Origin of the sequence: Alteripontixanthobacter maritimus, from assembly GCF_003340475.1 — a bacterium.
Classification (GTDB): domain Bacteria; phylum Pseudomonadota; class Alphaproteobacteria; order Sphingomonadales; family Sphingomonadaceae; genus Alteripontixanthobacter; species Alteripontixanthobacter maritimus.
Map to the genome: position 1 here is coordinate 593261 of NZ_QBKA01000002.1, position 12174 is coordinate 605434.

22 protein-coding genes are annotated in these 12174 nt (G+C 59.7%); 5 read left to right on the forward strand and 17 right to left on the reverse strand.

The annotated features are described in order from the left end of the window. Positions 1–377: 377 nt before the first annotated feature. The 7 genes from grxD to leuC all read right to left on the reverse strand — a co-directional run bounded on the left by grxD (position 378) and on the right by leuC (position 4650). On the reverse strand, positions 378–707 hold the full coding sequence (grxD, locus tag HME9302_RS02950; RefSeq protein ID WP_115365777.1) for a Grx4 family monothiol glutaredoxin: 330 nt from the start codon (positions 705–707) through the stop codon (positions 378–380). A 30-nt stretch (positions 708–737) separates the two neighbouring features. After that, positions 738–971 carry a BolA family protein gene (locus HME9302_RS02955; protein ID WP_115365778.1) on the reverse strand — a complete coding sequence of 78 codons (234 nt, stop codon included), beginning with the start codon at positions 969–971 and terminating at the stop codon, positions 738–740. Between the two features lie 4 nt (positions 972–975). Beyond that, positions 976–1299 carry a DUF1476 domain-containing protein gene (locus HME9302_RS02960; RefSeq protein ID WP_115365779.1) on the reverse strand — a complete coding sequence of 108 codons (324 nt, stop codon included), beginning with the start codon at positions 1297–1299 and terminating at the stop codon, positions 976–978. Between the two features lie 99 nt (positions 1300–1398). After that, complete coding sequence (locus HME9302_RS02965) at positions 1399–2400, reverse strand: NADPH:quinone oxidoreductase family protein (RefSeq protein ID WP_115365780.1); 1002 nt, start codon at positions 2398–2400, stop codon at positions 1399–1401. Further along, complete coding sequence (gene leuD, locus HME9302_RS02970) at positions 2397–3008, reverse strand: 3-isopropylmalate dehydratase small subunit (protein ID WP_181815663.1); 612 nt, start codon at positions 3006–3008, stop codon at positions 2397–2399. Before leuD ends, HME9302_RS02965 begins: the two co-directional genes overlap by 4 nt. Continuing rightward, on the reverse strand, positions 3008–3169 hold the full coding sequence (locus HME9302_RS02975) for an isopropylmalate isomerase (RefSeq protein ID WP_115365782.1): 162 nt from the start codon (positions 3167–3169) through the stop codon (positions 3008–3010). The genes leuD and HME9302_RS02975 overlap by 1 nt, the downstream gene beginning before the upstream one ends. Then, on the reverse strand, positions 3166–4650 hold the full coding sequence (leuC, locus tag HME9302_RS02980) for a 3-isopropylmalate dehydratase large subunit (RefSeq protein ID WP_115367428.1): 1485 nt from the start codon (positions 4648–4650) through the stop codon (positions 3166–3168). The genes HME9302_RS02975 and leuC overlap by 4 nt, the downstream gene beginning before the upstream one ends. Positions 4651–4753: 103 nt before the next feature. Between leuC and HME9302_RS02985 the strand changes: the two genes are divergently transcribed. The 4 genes from HME9302_RS02985 (at position 4754) to HME9302_RS03000 (ending at position 6977) form a co-directional block, all read left to right on the forward strand. Then, positions 4754–5155, forward strand: coding sequence for an acyl-CoA thioesterase (locus HME9302_RS02985; RefSeq protein WP_115365783.1), 402 nt, complete (start codon positions 4754–4756; stop codon positions 5153–5155). An 87-nt stretch (positions 5156–5242) separates the two neighbouring features. Continuing rightward, entirely contained in the window at positions 5243–6046 is an 804-nt protein-coding gene (locus tag HME9302_RS02990; RefSeq protein WP_115365784.1) for a fatty acid desaturase, read from the forward strand. Beyond that, a complete protein-coding gene (locus tag HME9302_RS02995; RefSeq protein ID WP_115365785.1) occupies positions 6043–6543 on the forward strand; it encodes a sterol desaturase family protein in 501 nt (166 codons plus the stop codon). The genes HME9302_RS02990 and HME9302_RS02995 overlap by 4 nt, the downstream gene beginning before the upstream one ends. A gap of 8 nt (positions 6544–6551) precedes the next feature. Continuing rightward, complete coding sequence (locus tag HME9302_RS03000) at positions 6552–6977, forward strand: hypothetical protein (protein WP_115365786.1); 426 nt, start codon at positions 6552–6554, stop codon at positions 6975–6977. Here HME9302_RS03000 and HME9302_RS03005 read toward each other — a convergent pair. From HME9302_RS03005 to HME9302_RS13230, 10 genes are all read right to left on the reverse strand, one after another. Beyond that, a complete protein-coding gene (locus tag HME9302_RS03005) occupies positions 6961–7122 on the reverse strand; it encodes a YqaE/Pmp3 family membrane protein (protein WP_230079846.1) in 162 nt (53 codons plus the stop codon). The two genes, HME9302_RS03000 and HME9302_RS03005, sit on opposite strands and share 17 nt — an antisense overlap. A 104-nt stretch (positions 7123–7226) precedes the next feature. Then, on the reverse strand, positions 7227–7577 hold the full coding sequence (locus HME9302_RS03010) for a YbaN family protein (protein ID WP_115365787.1): 351 nt from the start codon (positions 7575–7577) through the stop codon (positions 7227–7229). Positions 7578–7617: 40 nt separating this feature from the next. Continuing rightward, positions 7618–8061, reverse strand: coding sequence for a SufE family protein (locus HME9302_RS03015; RefSeq protein WP_115365788.1), 444 nt, complete (start codon positions 8059–8061; stop codon positions 7618–7620). Positions 8062–8105: 44 nt separating this feature from the next. After that, positions 8106–8381 (reverse strand): hypothetical protein, encoded by a 276-nt coding sequence (locus HME9302_RS03020; protein WP_115365789.1) that lies wholly within the window; start codon positions 8379–8381, stop codon positions 8106–8108. Between the two features lie 57 nt (positions 8382–8438). Next, entirely contained in the window at positions 8439–8711 is a 273-nt protein-coding gene (locus HME9302_RS03025; RefSeq protein WP_115365790.1) for a hypothetical protein, read from the reverse strand. Next, entirely contained in the window at positions 8711–9022 is a 312-nt protein-coding gene (locus HME9302_RS03030; RefSeq protein WP_115367430.1) for a hypothetical protein, read from the reverse strand. Before HME9302_RS03030 ends, HME9302_RS03025 begins: the two co-directional genes overlap by 1 nt. A 49-nt stretch (positions 9023–9071) precedes the next feature. Beyond that, positions 9072–9449: an envelope stress response membrane protein PspC gene (gene pspC, locus HME9302_RS03035; protein WP_115365791.1), complete on the reverse strand. Its 378-nt coding sequence runs from the start codon at positions 9447–9449 to the stop codon at positions 9072–9074. Continuing rightward, positions 9446–9742, reverse strand: coding sequence for an envelope stress response membrane protein PspB (gene pspB / locus HME9302_RS03040; protein ID WP_115365792.1), 297 nt, complete (start codon positions 9740–9742; stop codon positions 9446–9448). Before pspB ends, pspC begins: the two co-directional genes overlap by 4 nt. A gap of 3 nt (positions 9743–9745) precedes the next feature. Then, positions 9746–10720 carry a phage shock protein PspA gene (pspA, locus tag HME9302_RS03045; protein WP_230079847.1) on the reverse strand — a complete coding sequence of 325 codons (975 nt, stop codon included), beginning with the start codon at positions 10718–10720 and terminating at the stop codon, positions 9746–9748. Further along, entirely contained in the window at positions 10717–10884 is a 168-nt protein-coding gene (locus HME9302_RS13230; protein WP_181815664.1) for a hypothetical protein, read from the reverse strand. Before HME9302_RS13230 ends, pspA begins: the two co-directional genes overlap by 4 nt. 158 nt (positions 10885–11042) lie before the next feature. Here HME9302_RS13230 and pspF point away from each other — a divergent pair, with 158 nt between their 5' ends. Next, a complete protein-coding gene (gene pspF / locus HME9302_RS03050) occupies positions 11043–12071 on the forward strand; it encodes a phage shock protein operon transcriptional activator (RefSeq protein ID WP_115365793.1) in 1029 nt (342 codons plus the stop codon). Positions 12072–12174 lie beyond the last annotated feature (103 nt).

The following is a 12174-nucleotide window of genomic DNA, read 5'->3' on the forward strand; positions in this document are numbered from 1 at the left end:
TCTGCAGCTAATTAACGCACGTTAACCATCGTATTCCCCGCAATCATGCCGATCACCAAAACTGGCACGGGAAATGCATCATGTCTGGCACCCGAAAGTCTTCTTAAAGAGGCGCGCCATCCTGGTCTCCCCCGGCGCACCTCCCCGACGAAAGAAAAGCCCGCTTCCCACTACCCGGGGATGCGGGTTTTTCGCTTCTTGGTATCTTGTGATTCCTGAGCCGTATTGATGCGAGCGCAGATATTTCAAAAACGTTCGTAGATACGAGTGCAGGTTATCGTTAGACAACCGCCACTAGATCGCGTCGCTTTGAGGAACTTCCTGGGTCCATATGAAGGGCCAAGCAGGCGCAAAGGTCGGCGCCTGCAGGACCGGAACTAGGAGGTGGTAGCTACCTTCTTTTCCACCATTAGCTCCTGCAACTCACCTGCTTCGAACATTTCCATCATGATATCGCTTCCGCCTACGAATTCGCCTTTGACGTACAGCTGGGGGATGGTGGGCCATTCGGAGTAAGTCTTGATGCCTTGGCGAATTTCCATATCCTGCAACACGTCCACACTTTCATAAGCGCAACCGCAATGATCGAGGATTGCGACGGCCCGGCTGGAGAACCCGCATTGGGGGAACAGCGGCGTGCCTTTCATAAACAGAACCACGTCATTCGCTTTGACGGTTTCGGATATGCGATTGTTTGCGTCTGCCATCGGTTGGTCCCGGGTAATTGCTATTGGTCTTTAGCTGGGAAGGGCGGTGGTCAGTTGCAAGGCGTGCAGCGTGCCGCCCATCTTTCCGCCCAGCGCGTCATACACCATCTTGTGCTGCTGGACGCGGCTTTTGCCGGCGAATGCCGGCGAGGTTACGCGGGCCTGCCAATGATCGTTATCGCCCGCCAGATCGGTCATTTCGACTGTGGCATCGGGGATACCGGCCCGGATCATACCTTCGATTTCGGTTGCAGACATGGGCATCGTATCAGTTGTCTTCCATCAACTGGCGGCGCGCCTCGACGGTTTTTTCGGCCAGCTTCTCGCGGATATCGTCTTCGGAAACGTCGCATTCCGCCGCGGTCAGGTCGCCCAGCAGTTTGCGAATAACGTCCTCATCGCCGGCTTCTTCGAAATCAGCCTGCACGACCGCTTTCTTGTAAGCGTCGGTTTCTTCGGGCGTCAGTTCCATCAGACCGGCTGCCCATTCACCCAGAAGCCGGTTGCGGCGTGCGGCAACCTTGAAAGCGGTTTCCTCGTCCATCGCGTATTTGGCTTCTTCACCGCGTTCCCGGTCTTTGAAATTGGTCATCGGTCATGTTCCTGTGTTTCGGCGCTATACCGTATGTATTCTTCGCGATGGCTTACGACAAGCAGACGGTAATTCCCAGCATCGTATGGTTCGCGGCGATCAGCTATCCATCACCACTACCAGCTTGCCCGTAGCTTCGCGATTTTCCAGCTTGGCGATAGCATCGGCAGCGCGGTCGAGGGGATAGGTTTCGCTGATCTGCGGCTTGATCTTTCCGGCCTGCCACAGGTCGAACAATTCCTGGATGTTGGCGGCATTGCGGGCTGGTTCGCGCGCGGCAAACGCTCCCCAGAACACTCCGCGCACATCGCAGCTCTTGAGCAGCGTCAGGTTGAGCGGCAGCTTCGCAATGCCCGCGGGGAAGCCGATTACCAGAAACCGGCCTTCCCATGCGATGGAGCGCAGGGCCGGTTCGGAATAGTCGCCGCCAACGATATCGTAAACGATATCGGCACCGCCGGGGCCGACCGCCTCCTTGAACATGCCGGCGACTTTCTTGGAGGTTTCCTTGTCGAACGGCGCCCGGGGATAAATCACCACGTCGTCGGCGCCTGCCTTGCGCGCAACGTCGGCTTTTTCCTCAGACGACACCGCCGCCACAACGCGCGCGCCATAGGCCTTGCCCAGTTCCACAGCGGAAAGGCCGACGCCGCCCGCCGCGCCAAGCACCAGCATGGTATCGCCTTCCGCAATGTCGCCGCGATCCTTCAGCCCATGGATGGTGGTGCCGTACGTCATCAGCAGGGCGCTTGCTTCGGGCAGGTTGATGCCGTCGGGCACGCGGAACAGCTGCGCTACATTGACGATAACTTTTTCGCGCAGGCCGCCGGCACCAATTCCTGCCAGAACGCGGTCGCCGGCTTGCCAGTCCGACACGCCTTCGCCCACGGATTCAACGGTGCCAGCAATTTCTCCGCCGGGGGAGAAAGGACGCTCCGGCTTCATCTGGTAAAGGTCGCGGATGATCAGCGTGTCGGGGAAATTAATCGCGCAGGCGGCGACCTTAACCAGAACCTCTCCCTTGCCGGGCGCTGGCGCTTCGATTTCTTCGACGACCAGCGTTTCGGGGCCGCCGACGGATTTGCTCAGGAGGGCTTTCATGGTGCTTGGCATTGCGTGCGGGTTCCTTTGTCGAGCCACGCCATGTCGCGCAGGCGGGAGGTTTCGTAAGTGGATATGGCGGCGTCGCGCGCCAAGGTCAGGCCGATCTCATCGAGACCTTCCATCAGGCATTGTTTGCGGAACGGGTCGATGTCGAAAGCGAACCGGTCCTGGAATGGCGTGGTGACGGTCTGGCTTTCTAGGTCGATGGCGACGGTCTCCGTTAGTGCAACCTCCAGCAGCCGATCGATCTGGCTTTGCGGCAAGGCGATCGCAAGTATGCCGTTCTTGAAGGCGTTGCCGCTGAAAATATCAGAGAAGCTGGGCGCAATGACAGCGCGGATACCCATGTCGAGCAACGCCCATGCGGCGTGTTCGCGGCTGGACCCACAGCCGAAATTGTCGCCTGCGATCAAAATCGGTGCGCCCCGATAGCGCTCCTCGTCGAACACATTGCCCGGAACCGCGCGCACGGTTTCGAACGCACCTTCGCCCAGACCTTCGCGGGAAATGGTCTTGAGCCAGCGCGCGGGGATTATCACATCGGTATCGACGTTCTTCGCGCCGTAGGGGATGGCGCGCCCTTCGACACCGACGACCGCTTCCATCAATCGGTTTCCGGCTTCTCGCCCGAAGGGATGGGGCCGGGTTGCTGCGGCTTGTTCTTTGCGCGCCGTTTGCTCGCATAGAGCAGCGCAGCTGCGATTGCGGCGGACCCGATTGCACCGGCGATGGCGGCCGGTCCGGAATGTTTGGGAAGCTTGGTCATGGGGAGGACTCGTGCGGGTTGGGATGGAACGGGGTATCAACGGACGAAGGCGTCGCAAGCTCCCGCACATCGGTCAAGTGTCCGGTTACCGCCGCTGCCGCTGCCATTGCCGGGCTCATCAAATGCGTCCGTGCACCGGGACCCTGCCGGCCGACGAAATTGCGGTTGCTGGTGCTGGCGCAACGTTCGCCGGGTGGCACCTTGTCGGGGTTCATGCCGAGGCAGGCGGAACAGCCCGGTTCGCGCCATTCGAAGCCTGCATCGGTGAAGACTCGGTCCAGCCCCTCCGCCTCCGCCTGTCGTTTGACCAGGCCGGAGCCGGGCACCGCAATCGCCCATTTGACTCCGTCCGCCTTACGGCGTCCGCGCAAAATGTCGGCAGCGGCCCGCAGATCTTCGATCCGGCTGTTCGTGCAGCTGCCGATGAACACGTTTTCGATGGCGACGTCCTGCATCGGGGTTCCGGGAGCAAGATCCATATAGGCCAAGCTTTTGGCTGCCGCCTCCTGCTTGGAAGGGTCGGAGAAACCGGCAGGGTCGGGCACAATGCCGCCAATCGCGACCGTATCTTCGGGACTTGTGCCCCAGGTAACCGTCGGTGCAATTTCGCTCGCGTCGATACGCACGGTGCGGTCGAATCGTGCGCCAACATCCGTGGCGAGCGTGCGCCACCAAGCCACGGCATTGTCCCAATCGCTGCCTCGCGGTGCCATCGGGCGACCCTCAAGATATGAGAAAGTCGTATCGTCAGGCGCAATAAGGCCGGCCCGTGCACCCGCTTCGATGCTCATGTTGCAGACGGTCAGCCGGCCTTCCACGCTCATCGCCTCGAACACCGGGCCGCGAAATTCGATCACCTGCCCGGTGCCGCCTGCCGTGCCGACCACCCCGATGATATGTAGGATCAGATCTTTGGGCGTAATGCCTGGACCAAGTTCGCCCGAAACCTCAACCGCCATCGTTTTCGAGGGTGTAAGTAGCAGTGTCTGCGTGGCGAGTACGTGTTCCACTTCGCTTGTGCCAATACCGAAGGCGAGCGCGCCGATCCCACCATGCGCCGAGGTATGCGAATCGCCGCAGACGATGGTTGTGCCCGGAAGCGAAAACCCCTGTTCCGGCCCGACCACATGGACGATCCCCTGCTGGGCGTCGGTCGAATCGATGTAGCGAATGCCGAAATCGGGCGCATTTTTTTCCAAGGCGGCCAGTTGCTGCGCGCTTTGCCGATCGGCAATCGGCAGGCGTGCGCCGTTGGCATCCACCCTTGCTGTGGTGGGCAGGTTGTGGTCGGGTACCGCCAGCGTCAGGTCCGGGCGGCGGACGCTGCGGCCCGCCATCCGCAAGGCCTCGAACGCCTGCGGGCTGGTCACTTCGTGCACCAGATGGCGGTCGATATAGACGAGACAGGTTCCGTCCTCCCGCCGTTCGACGACGTGGGCATCCCATATCTTTTCGTAAAGCGTGCGTGGTTTGCTTGCCATGATGGGTGCGTTTTGCGACCTTTGGGCAACAGGCGCAAGATTATCCGGGCCATGCAAATACCGGGTCATGGAAAGGTAATGTATCAGCGCCTAACTTACACTCATGTCAGCAACACCTTTTAAATTCCCGATCCAGGTCCTGCCCGAAGATATCGACTTCATGGGCCATGTGAACAATGCGCGCTATCTGAACTGGGTTCAGGATGCCGTGTTGGCGCACTGGAACAAACTTGCCCCGCCCGACGCAGTTGCGAGCAAGCTGTGGGTCGCGCTGAAGCACGAAATTACCTACCGCAAGCCAGCTTTTCTGGAAGACGATGTGTTTGCCAACACCGTGCTGGAAAAATACGCTGGCGCGCGAGCGTTCTATCGCACCGTGATCCAGCGGGGCGAGGAAGTGCTCGCCGAAATCGAATCGAGCTGGTGCTGTGTGGATGCCGAAACGCTCCGCCCCAGCCGCATTGGTGAAGAAATGCGCCGGTTCTTCTTTCCTCAGGAAAGCTGAAGCAGCTATCCGTGCTGCGCTCCGCCCCGTCGTCCGCCCCGTCTTCCGCTTTGCGTGACAGGAGCTGACGGACTATATCCGGCACGTATGGCGACAGTTTCCGATACCGATCGCGTAAGCGCACCTGCCAACCGCCAAGCTGCCATTGGCCTGACGCTGGCGGCGTTGATCGTGGCTGCCTGGGCAGCGCTGCACGTATATTCGATGCTGGTGTTCGAGCTGACGTGGACCAACTTGCCCGCCGCGCTGTTTATGGCTGCGGTACAATGCTGGCTGTTCGTGGGTTTGTTCATCATCGCGCATGACGCGATCCATGGCAGTCTGGCCCCGGGATTCGGCCGGCTGAATGGCGCAATTGGTGGGGCGCTGCTGCTTCTCTATGCCGGGTTTGGCTGGCGCAGGATGCGAGCTGCACATTTCGACCATCACAAGCATTCCGGAAAGGTTGGCGATCCCGACTTCGACGAGAACAACCCTGGGCATATGGGCCGCTGGTATACGACATTTCTCAAACGTTATTTTGGTTGGCGGTCAGCATTGTACGTATGGCTGGTGACGATGGCCTACTGGCTGTTGTTCGAAGTCCCGATGGTGCAGATCATGCTGCTATACGGCCTGCCGGCTATCGCATCGTCGCTCCAGCTTTTCTATTTCGGCACGTTTCGCCCGCATCGCCACGAGGTAAGTTCGGGAGACGGCCGGGAAGCGGCATTCGCAGACCGGCACAATGCTCGCAGCGAGAGCTTCGGCACCCTGGCCAGTCTGGCATCGTGCTACCATTTCGGGTATCATCACGAACATCACCTCCACCCGTCCACGCCATGGTGGGCATTGCCCCTTAAACGGCGTGAGACGACCGACGCAAAGCTTGCAGGACCACCCGCGCAATGAGCGTGCTCGATATTATCCTGACCGTAATCGCCGCCATCGTGGGGATGGAAGTGTTCGCTTGGTGGGCGCACAAATACATCATGCATGGCTGGGGATGGGATTGGCACCGCGATCACCACGAACCGCATGACAACGTGTGGGAAAGAAACGACCTCTATGCGGTTACTTTCGCAGGAATAGTGTTTGCGATGTTTGCCATCGGCCATCTCTTTTCGGAACGGCTGTGGTGGATCGCGCTGGGCATCACACTGTATGGGCTGATCTATACCATCATTCATGACGGGCTGGTGCATCAGCGCTTCTTTCGGTGGGTGCCGAAACGCGGCTATGCCAAGCGGCTGGTACAGGCGCACAAGTTGCACCATGCGACGATCGGCAAGGAAGGCGGGGTCAGCTTTGGCTTCGTATTTGCAGGCGATCCGGCGAAGCTGAAGAGCGAACTGCGCCGCCAGCGTCAAGCTGGCGAAGCGGTCGTGCGGGATAGCGCAGGGGCCTGACGGCTTGCATGAGTAGCGGGCACGATCTGTCAGGCAGTTGGGAAGGCGTTTTTACCTATCCCGGTGGGGATATGCCTACCACGCCTTTTGTGCTGAAAGCTCGCCACCAAGGAAACGCGTTTACCGGTGAGATCATCGAGCCATCAATATATGGCGGGCGGACGATCTCAGCCATCGCGTCAGGTGTATGCACTGACCGGCAGCTGGACTTTGTGAAGACTTACCGCACGACCGGTATGACCTACGGCACGCCAGTAGATTACAAAGCAATCGTTAGTGCTGACGGCCTTGAAGTCACGGGTGTGTGGAGCTTACCGGAATGGGCCGGCACCTTCGAAATGCACCGTGACGCGCTGCCTGCGCCGCGCGCGGAAACGGAGGCCGAAGCCTCCGTTCCGATCGCAGCAAAGGTATCTCTTACCGAAGATAATTGACGTAGATACCGTGTATCAAACCCGGCACGAACAGGATGATCGTAAGGACCAGGTTGATAATGAAATCGCGATCGAGGCCGTGCTTCATGGCGACCCCAAGGGGCGGCAGCAGGATCGTTGCGATAAGCGTCAGGATGGCCATCATTTGAAAATTCCGTTCTGTCTGGAGAATCTTAGGGATCGGCTCAACAACCCGCGGGCCGTGCAGGCGTTCCGCAAGTGTCGTGCCTTCCGGTCGACTGAAGTCCGTTAATGAGGCCGCGTCAGGATCCATCCACCAGCCAGCACCAGCACGGCGACTGAAATCCATGCATATGGGAAACCCAGGGTGAACCAGGTGAAACCAACGCCCGCCGCCATCGCCAGTACACTCGCCGCCTTACCCTTGCGGTTGATTGCACGCCGGTCGCGCCAATCCCGCAAGGACTGGCCATAGGTCGGATGCTCCAGCAATCTGCGTTCCCATTCGGGATTGCTGCGGGCAAAGAAAAACAGCGCCATCACCAGAAACACTACCGTTGGCATGATCGGCAGGGCGGCTCCGATAATGCCAAGCCCGACGCAGACCAGCCCCATGCCGAAATATAGCCGTTCCTTCATTATCCAAGCAGGGGTTTTTGGCCGGACGGGAACGGCATGGTCAGCCCGCAGTCCCTGTGGCGCGGGTCCCGGCACTATCGGAAGCGGCAAGGCGCGCGGCATGTTCCTGTACCAAAGCAATCATATTGGGCACGCCCTGGGTGCGGTTGGAACTGAGCTGGTTCTTCAGGTCGAACGGTGCCAGCGCGCCTGCTACGTCCATCGATGCCACTTCGGCGGCTGGTTGATCCTGCACCGCAGCGATTACCAGCGCGACGATGCCTTTGGTAATGGCGGCGTTGCTGTCAGCCAGAAAATGCAGCTTTTCGCCCACATCGGTGGGATACACCCAAACGCTGGCGGAACAGCCACGAACCTGCGTAGCGTCGGTTTTCAGCGCATCCGGCATCGGGTCGAGTTCACGCCCCAGTTCGATCAGCAGGCGGTAACGTTCGTCGCCTTCCAGAAATTCATATTCTTCGGCAATGTCATCGAGAGTTCGCATGGCACCTATGTAGGTACGGTGTGGCGCGCGGGATAGGGCCGATATTACAGTTCGACCCCGCTGGCTATCGCTTCCAGCTTGCGGATACGTTCCTTGAGGTCGGCAATTTCGATGCGAGCTGCCCCTGCGATCGAGCCATGGACAGGCGCGCCGCCTTCAATTTCCAACAAAATACCATGAGGCGCGCCAAGCCGGTCAAGTTCGCGCTCCTTCAGCGCCAGCCAGCCAAGCCAGCCATGCAGGATGGCCGCGGTCAGGATAAAGAGCGCAAGCAAGGATGCGCTAGCCATTACGGTAATTTCAGTCGCGGGAATGGTCATCGCTTCGGCTCCTTCCTCGGTTGCCTCTTTTTTGCGGTGGTTGTGTGCGAGTGCCGCCTAGCGATCGCGCAGCTGTTCGATCTCGGCAGCGGTGCGGGCCGAACTATCGGTCGCAATCCGTTCGAGAACCTTGACCCGTTCGCGCAGCTCCTCGACTTCGCGGCGGGCTGCTTCCAATTCCTGCCGGTCGGCGGCATCGGGGCGATGGTTGATGGTCTGATTGCCCATCATATCCTCGGTAATACCGGCTTGCGCGTTGTATCGGGCCTTGATGATGCTGGCGATTGCTCCAATTGCCACGATGATAACGGCTGCTGTCCAGAAACTCATTATACACGCTCCTCGCGATTGGTTTGGAGCGGTACGCCGCTATCCATGTCTTCGGCCGCGCGGGTATCCCGCAACGCCTCGATCTGGGTGGAGATGTCGTAACCGCGATCGGTGACGATGCGTTCGAGCACGCGGACGCGCTGCTCCAGTTCGGATACGTGGCTGGCATACTGCGCCGCCTTTTCCGCCGTGGCGTCCGCCGTCGCGCTAATATTCATTTCCGCCAGCTTCTGCTGGTGCTTGGTCCAGATCGCCACGATGGGGATCGACAGCGCGATGATTGGGATCATCAGAGCCAAAAAGCCTTCCATTTCCATTTCTCCTCATTGAATTTCCAGCTTTTGCCGGCGGAGTTCCTGTTTAGCGAAGCCGCGCGATTTCGGCGTCCAAGCTTGGGTTGCTGGAGACGTAATGGTTCTCCACTTCCGCCAGGCGGCGATCAATGTCCCGGAACCGGGCGCGCACTTCGCGGGCGGTGCGCTGCGGGCTTTGCCGCACACGCTGCCAGTATTTCTGTTCCTGATTGTCGACGTAGAGATGCGGCGGTTTCTTGTTCAGCAGCACACCGGCAATGAAATAGGCGGGTATGACCATGCCGCTGGTAAGCGGGATCAGGACCAGTGCGCCGAGCCGGACCCATAGCGCGTTGACACCGGTATAGTCGGCAATTCCGGCGCATACGCCCATCAGCTTGTTATTGAGTTTATCCCGGTAAAGGGTGGTGCGTGGGCTGTTCACAGTCGTTCTCCCTTCTTTTCGGCAATCATGCGCTCGAGCTCGTCAAGCTTGTGGTTATCGACGGCCTGGTCGTGGATTAGGCGGGTGGGTTTGAAACCACTATCGTCCGATGCGGCAAGTCGTTCGACCGTATCCATCCTTTCGTCGAGACGCTTTGCCAGATGATAAAGCTCGTCCAGCAGTTGCTCGTCATCACCAGTGATAGTGGCGGCGGTTTTCCACCTCGTGATATAATGCAGCACGATCCAGGGCAGGCCGATGAAAATGGCAGGGATGATAATCAGTTCTTCCATGTCTCAATCCTCCTTCTTCGCGGCATCGTCGGCTGGGGCGCCGCTCTTGCCCAGCAGGCGCTTCATTTCGGCCAGCTCGTCATCGACTTTGTCGGCGCCTTCCAGCGCGGCGATCTCGTCGGACAGGCTGGGGGGTGCGCCACCTTCCATCCCAAGCGCATCGGCGCGGCCTTCGGCATAATCGACTCGGCGTTCCAGCTGGTCGAACCGCGATAGCGCGTCGTCCGTGCGTTCGTTCGTCATCAGCGTACGCAGCTTGACGCGGTTCTCGGCGCTTTCGAGCCGCGCTGCGATGGCGGTCTGGCGGCTCCGCGCTTCCCGCAAGCGGTTTTGCAGTTTCGCAATGTCCTGTTCGTATGCGCGCAAAGCGTCGTCCAGTACGGTGATCTCTTCCTTCAGCTGTTCACCCATGTCGGCAGCCTTGCGTTTCTCGACCAGTGCCGCGCGGGCCAGGTCCTCGCGATCCTTCGACAGGGCGAGCTGCGCCTTTTCGGCCCAGTCGGTCTGCAGCCGGTCCAGCTTCACCGTGTGCCGGTGCATTTCCTTTTGATCGGCAATGGTGCGGGCGGCGCTGGCGCGGACTTCCACCAGCGTTTCTTCCATTTCCATGATAATCATCCGGATCATCTTGGCGGGGTCGTCGGCCTTGTCGAGCATGTCGGTAAAGTTGGCCGCGATAATGTCGCGGGTGCGGTTGAAGATGCCCATCAAAGGTGCTCCGTTGGAAAAAAGGCTGCCGAAAGTCTCGTAGGACGCAGGCGCGGGTTTGGGTTGCGTACCGGTCAAGCGGACGCGGGTGTTGTTGCTCACGCGGTTGGCCTGGCTGGGAGGCGGATTGCGACGAAGGCGCTCCACTTCCTCGTCAAGGCGTGAGGGTTCGCCGGAAGTACGAGGTGTTTCGGACGTTTCCGGCTTCAGCCTGTCGTCTGACTGGCCAGGCTTTTTGCTGCCTTTGGGGGGAGTGCGTGGCGCGTTCATGCCAGCTCCACGATCTGGAACAAGCCGCCATGCGCTGGCGCGTCGCCCATCGGTGCGGGGACGCTGTGCAGCTGTCCGCTTAATGCCACGAAAAACACCATGGCGATCACGCTGAGCGTCACGGCCCGGGTAAGCTGGCTGCTGAAAAAGCGATTGTCTGGCATGGCGATTCATCCCTCGAAAATGTGTCTGTCGTTCACATGATAGCAAGGGGTGTGCCAAACTTGACAAATGGCATGGTCGGGCGGTTCCTGCGCTTTCGCATGCTTTCTTATGTGGTTTCTGTTGCCAACCTTTGGTGTTTTTCACTATAGGTTGGCGCATGGAGCGCGGTAGTCAGTTTGTCGGACAATCGAGTGCATTTCTCGATGCGGTAGAGCGGGCAAGTCTCGCTGCGCCGATGCAGCGTCCGGTCCTGGTGGTCGGGGAACGCGGCACGGGCAAGGAACTGATCGCCGAGCGACTTCATCGCCTGTCCAACCGCTGGGGCGAGCCGCTGGTGGTGATGAACTGCGCCGCTCTGCCAGAGACCTTGATCGAAGCGGAGCTGTTCGGGCACGAGGCCGGAGCGTTCACCGGTGCGACCAAGGCGCGGGAGGGGCGGTTCGAAGAAGCCGACAAGGGTACGCTGTTCCTCGACGAACTCGGTACACTGTCGATGGCCGCGCAGGAGCGCCTGTTACGCGCGGTCGAATATGGCGAAGTCACGCGGATCGGATCGTCCCGTCCGATCAGGGTCGACGTCAGGATCGTGGCTGCTACCAACGAAGACCTGCCCCGGCTGGCGCGCGAGGGGACGTTCCGCCCCGATTTGCTCGACCGATTGAGCTTCGAAGTAATTACCTTGCCGCCTTTGCGCGTGCGTGAAGGCGACGTGGCGGTCCTGGCGGATTATTTCGGACGGCGGATGGCGGCGGAATTACATTGGGAAGGATGGCCGGGCTTTGCCGAACATGTCGCGGCTTCTTTTGAGGAACACCCATGGCCCGGCAACGTGCGCGAATTGCGCAATGTGGTGGAGCGCGCGGTATATCGCTGGAGCGATTGGGAAAATCCCGTTGGTTACGTGCAGTTCGACCCGTTCGAAAGTCCGTGGAAGCCACTGTCGAGCGAGGCCGGCGTATCGAAAGGTACAGGGGCCGCGTCGGATACACCTGAGCGCGCACCAGTGCCGTCGTTCGACAGTATCGACGATTTGCGCGGCGCAGTGGACGCGCATGAACGTGCCATTCTGGAAAATGCCCTAGGCCGGAACCGGTGGAATCAGCGCCAGACGGCCAAGTCGCTGGGCCTGAGCTACGATCAGCTACGCCATGCCGTCAAAAAGCACGGATTAACTGATCAGGACTAGCTTTCTACAATTTTCGACAAGGCGTCGGGCCTCGCGTTGTCGACGATGTCAGTAGTGCAGCGCGGTCGGCCTTCATACTTCTCTTGCCAATCGCTGCGCTTGC

Excerpts from the sequence above, each read along its gene's own strand:
- HME9302_RS02965 (WP_115365780.1), bottom strand. The coding sequence starts at position 2,400 with ATGAAAGCCCTCCTGAGCAAATCCGTCGGCGGCCCCGAAACGCTGGTC.
- leuC (WP_115367428.1), bottom strand. The coding sequence starts at position 4,650 with ATGGCAAGCAAACCACGCACGCTTTACGAAAAGATATGGGATGCCCAC.
- HME9302_RS03010 (WP_115365787.1), bottom strand. The coding sequence starts at position 7,577 with ATGAAGGAACGGCTATATTTCGGCATGGGGCTGGTCTGCGTCGGGCTT.
- pspF (WP_115365793.1), top strand. The coding sequence starts at position 11,043 with ATGGAGCGCGGTAGTCAGTTTGTCGGACAATCGAGTGCATTTCTCGAT.
- pspA (WP_230079847.1), bottom strand. The coding sequence starts at position 10,720 with ATGAACGCGCCACGCACTCCCCCCAAAGGCAGCAAAAAGCCTGGCCAG.
- HME9302_RS13230 (WP_181815664.1), bottom strand. The coding sequence starts at position 10,884 with ATGCCAGACAATCGCTTTTTCAGCAGCCAGCTTACCCGGGCCGTGACG.
- leuD (WP_181815663.1), bottom strand. The coding sequence starts at position 3,008 with ATGGAAGCGGTCGTCGGTGTCGAAGGGCGCGCCATCCCCTACGGCGCG.
- HME9302_RS02990 (WP_115365784.1), top strand. The coding sequence starts at position 5,243 with ATGGCGACAGTTTCCGATACCGATCGCGTAAGCGCACCTGCCAACCGC.
- HME9302_RS02960 (WP_115365779.1), bottom strand. The coding sequence starts at position 1,299 with ATGACCAATTTCAAAGACCGGGAACGCGGTGAAGAAGCCAAATACGCG.
- pspB (WP_115365792.1), bottom strand. The coding sequence starts at position 9,742 with ATGGAAGAACTGATTATCATCCCTGCCATTTTCATCGGCCTGCCCTGG.
- HME9302_RS03030 (WP_115367430.1), bottom strand. The coding sequence starts at position 9,022 with ATGGAAGGCTTTTTGGCTCTGATGATCCCAATCATCGCGCTGTCGATC.
- HME9302_RS03020 (WP_115365789.1), bottom strand. The coding sequence starts at position 8,381 with ATGACCATTCCCGCGACTGAAATTACCGTAATGGCTAGCGCATCCTTG.
- HME9302_RS03000 (WP_115365786.1), top strand. The coding sequence starts at position 6,552 with ATGAGTAGCGGGCACGATCTGTCAGGCAGTTGGGAAGGCGTTTTTACC.
- HME9302_RS02985 (WP_115365783.1), top strand. The coding sequence starts at position 4,754 with ATGTCAGCAACACCTTTTAAATTCCCGATCCAGGTCCTGCCCGAAGAT.
- grxD (WP_115365777.1), bottom strand. The coding sequence starts at position 707 with ATGGCAGACGCAAACAATCGCATATCCGAAACCGTCAAAGCGAATGAC.
- HME9302_RS02955 (WP_115365778.1), bottom strand. The coding sequence starts at position 971 with ATGCCCATGTCTGCAACCGAAATCGAAGGTATGATCCGGGCCGGTATC.
- HME9302_RS02995 (WP_115365785.1), top strand. The coding sequence starts at position 6,043 with ATGAGCGTGCTCGATATTATCCTGACCGTAATCGCCGCCATCGTGGGG.
- HME9302_RS02975 (WP_115365782.1), bottom strand. The coding sequence starts at position 3,169 with ATGACCAAGCTTCCCAAACATTCCGGACCGGCCGCCATCGCCGGTGCA.
- HME9302_RS03025 (WP_115365790.1), bottom strand. The coding sequence starts at position 8,711 with ATGAGTTTCTGGACAGCAGCCGTTATCATCGTGGCAATTGGAGCAATC.
- HME9302_RS03005 (WP_230079846.1), bottom strand. The coding sequence starts at position 7,122 with ATGATGGCCATCCTGACGCTTATCGCAACGATCCTGCTGCCGCCCCTT.
- HME9302_RS03015 (WP_115365788.1), bottom strand. The coding sequence starts at position 8,061 with ATGCGAACTCTCGATGACATTGCCGAAGAATATGAATTTCTGGAAGGC.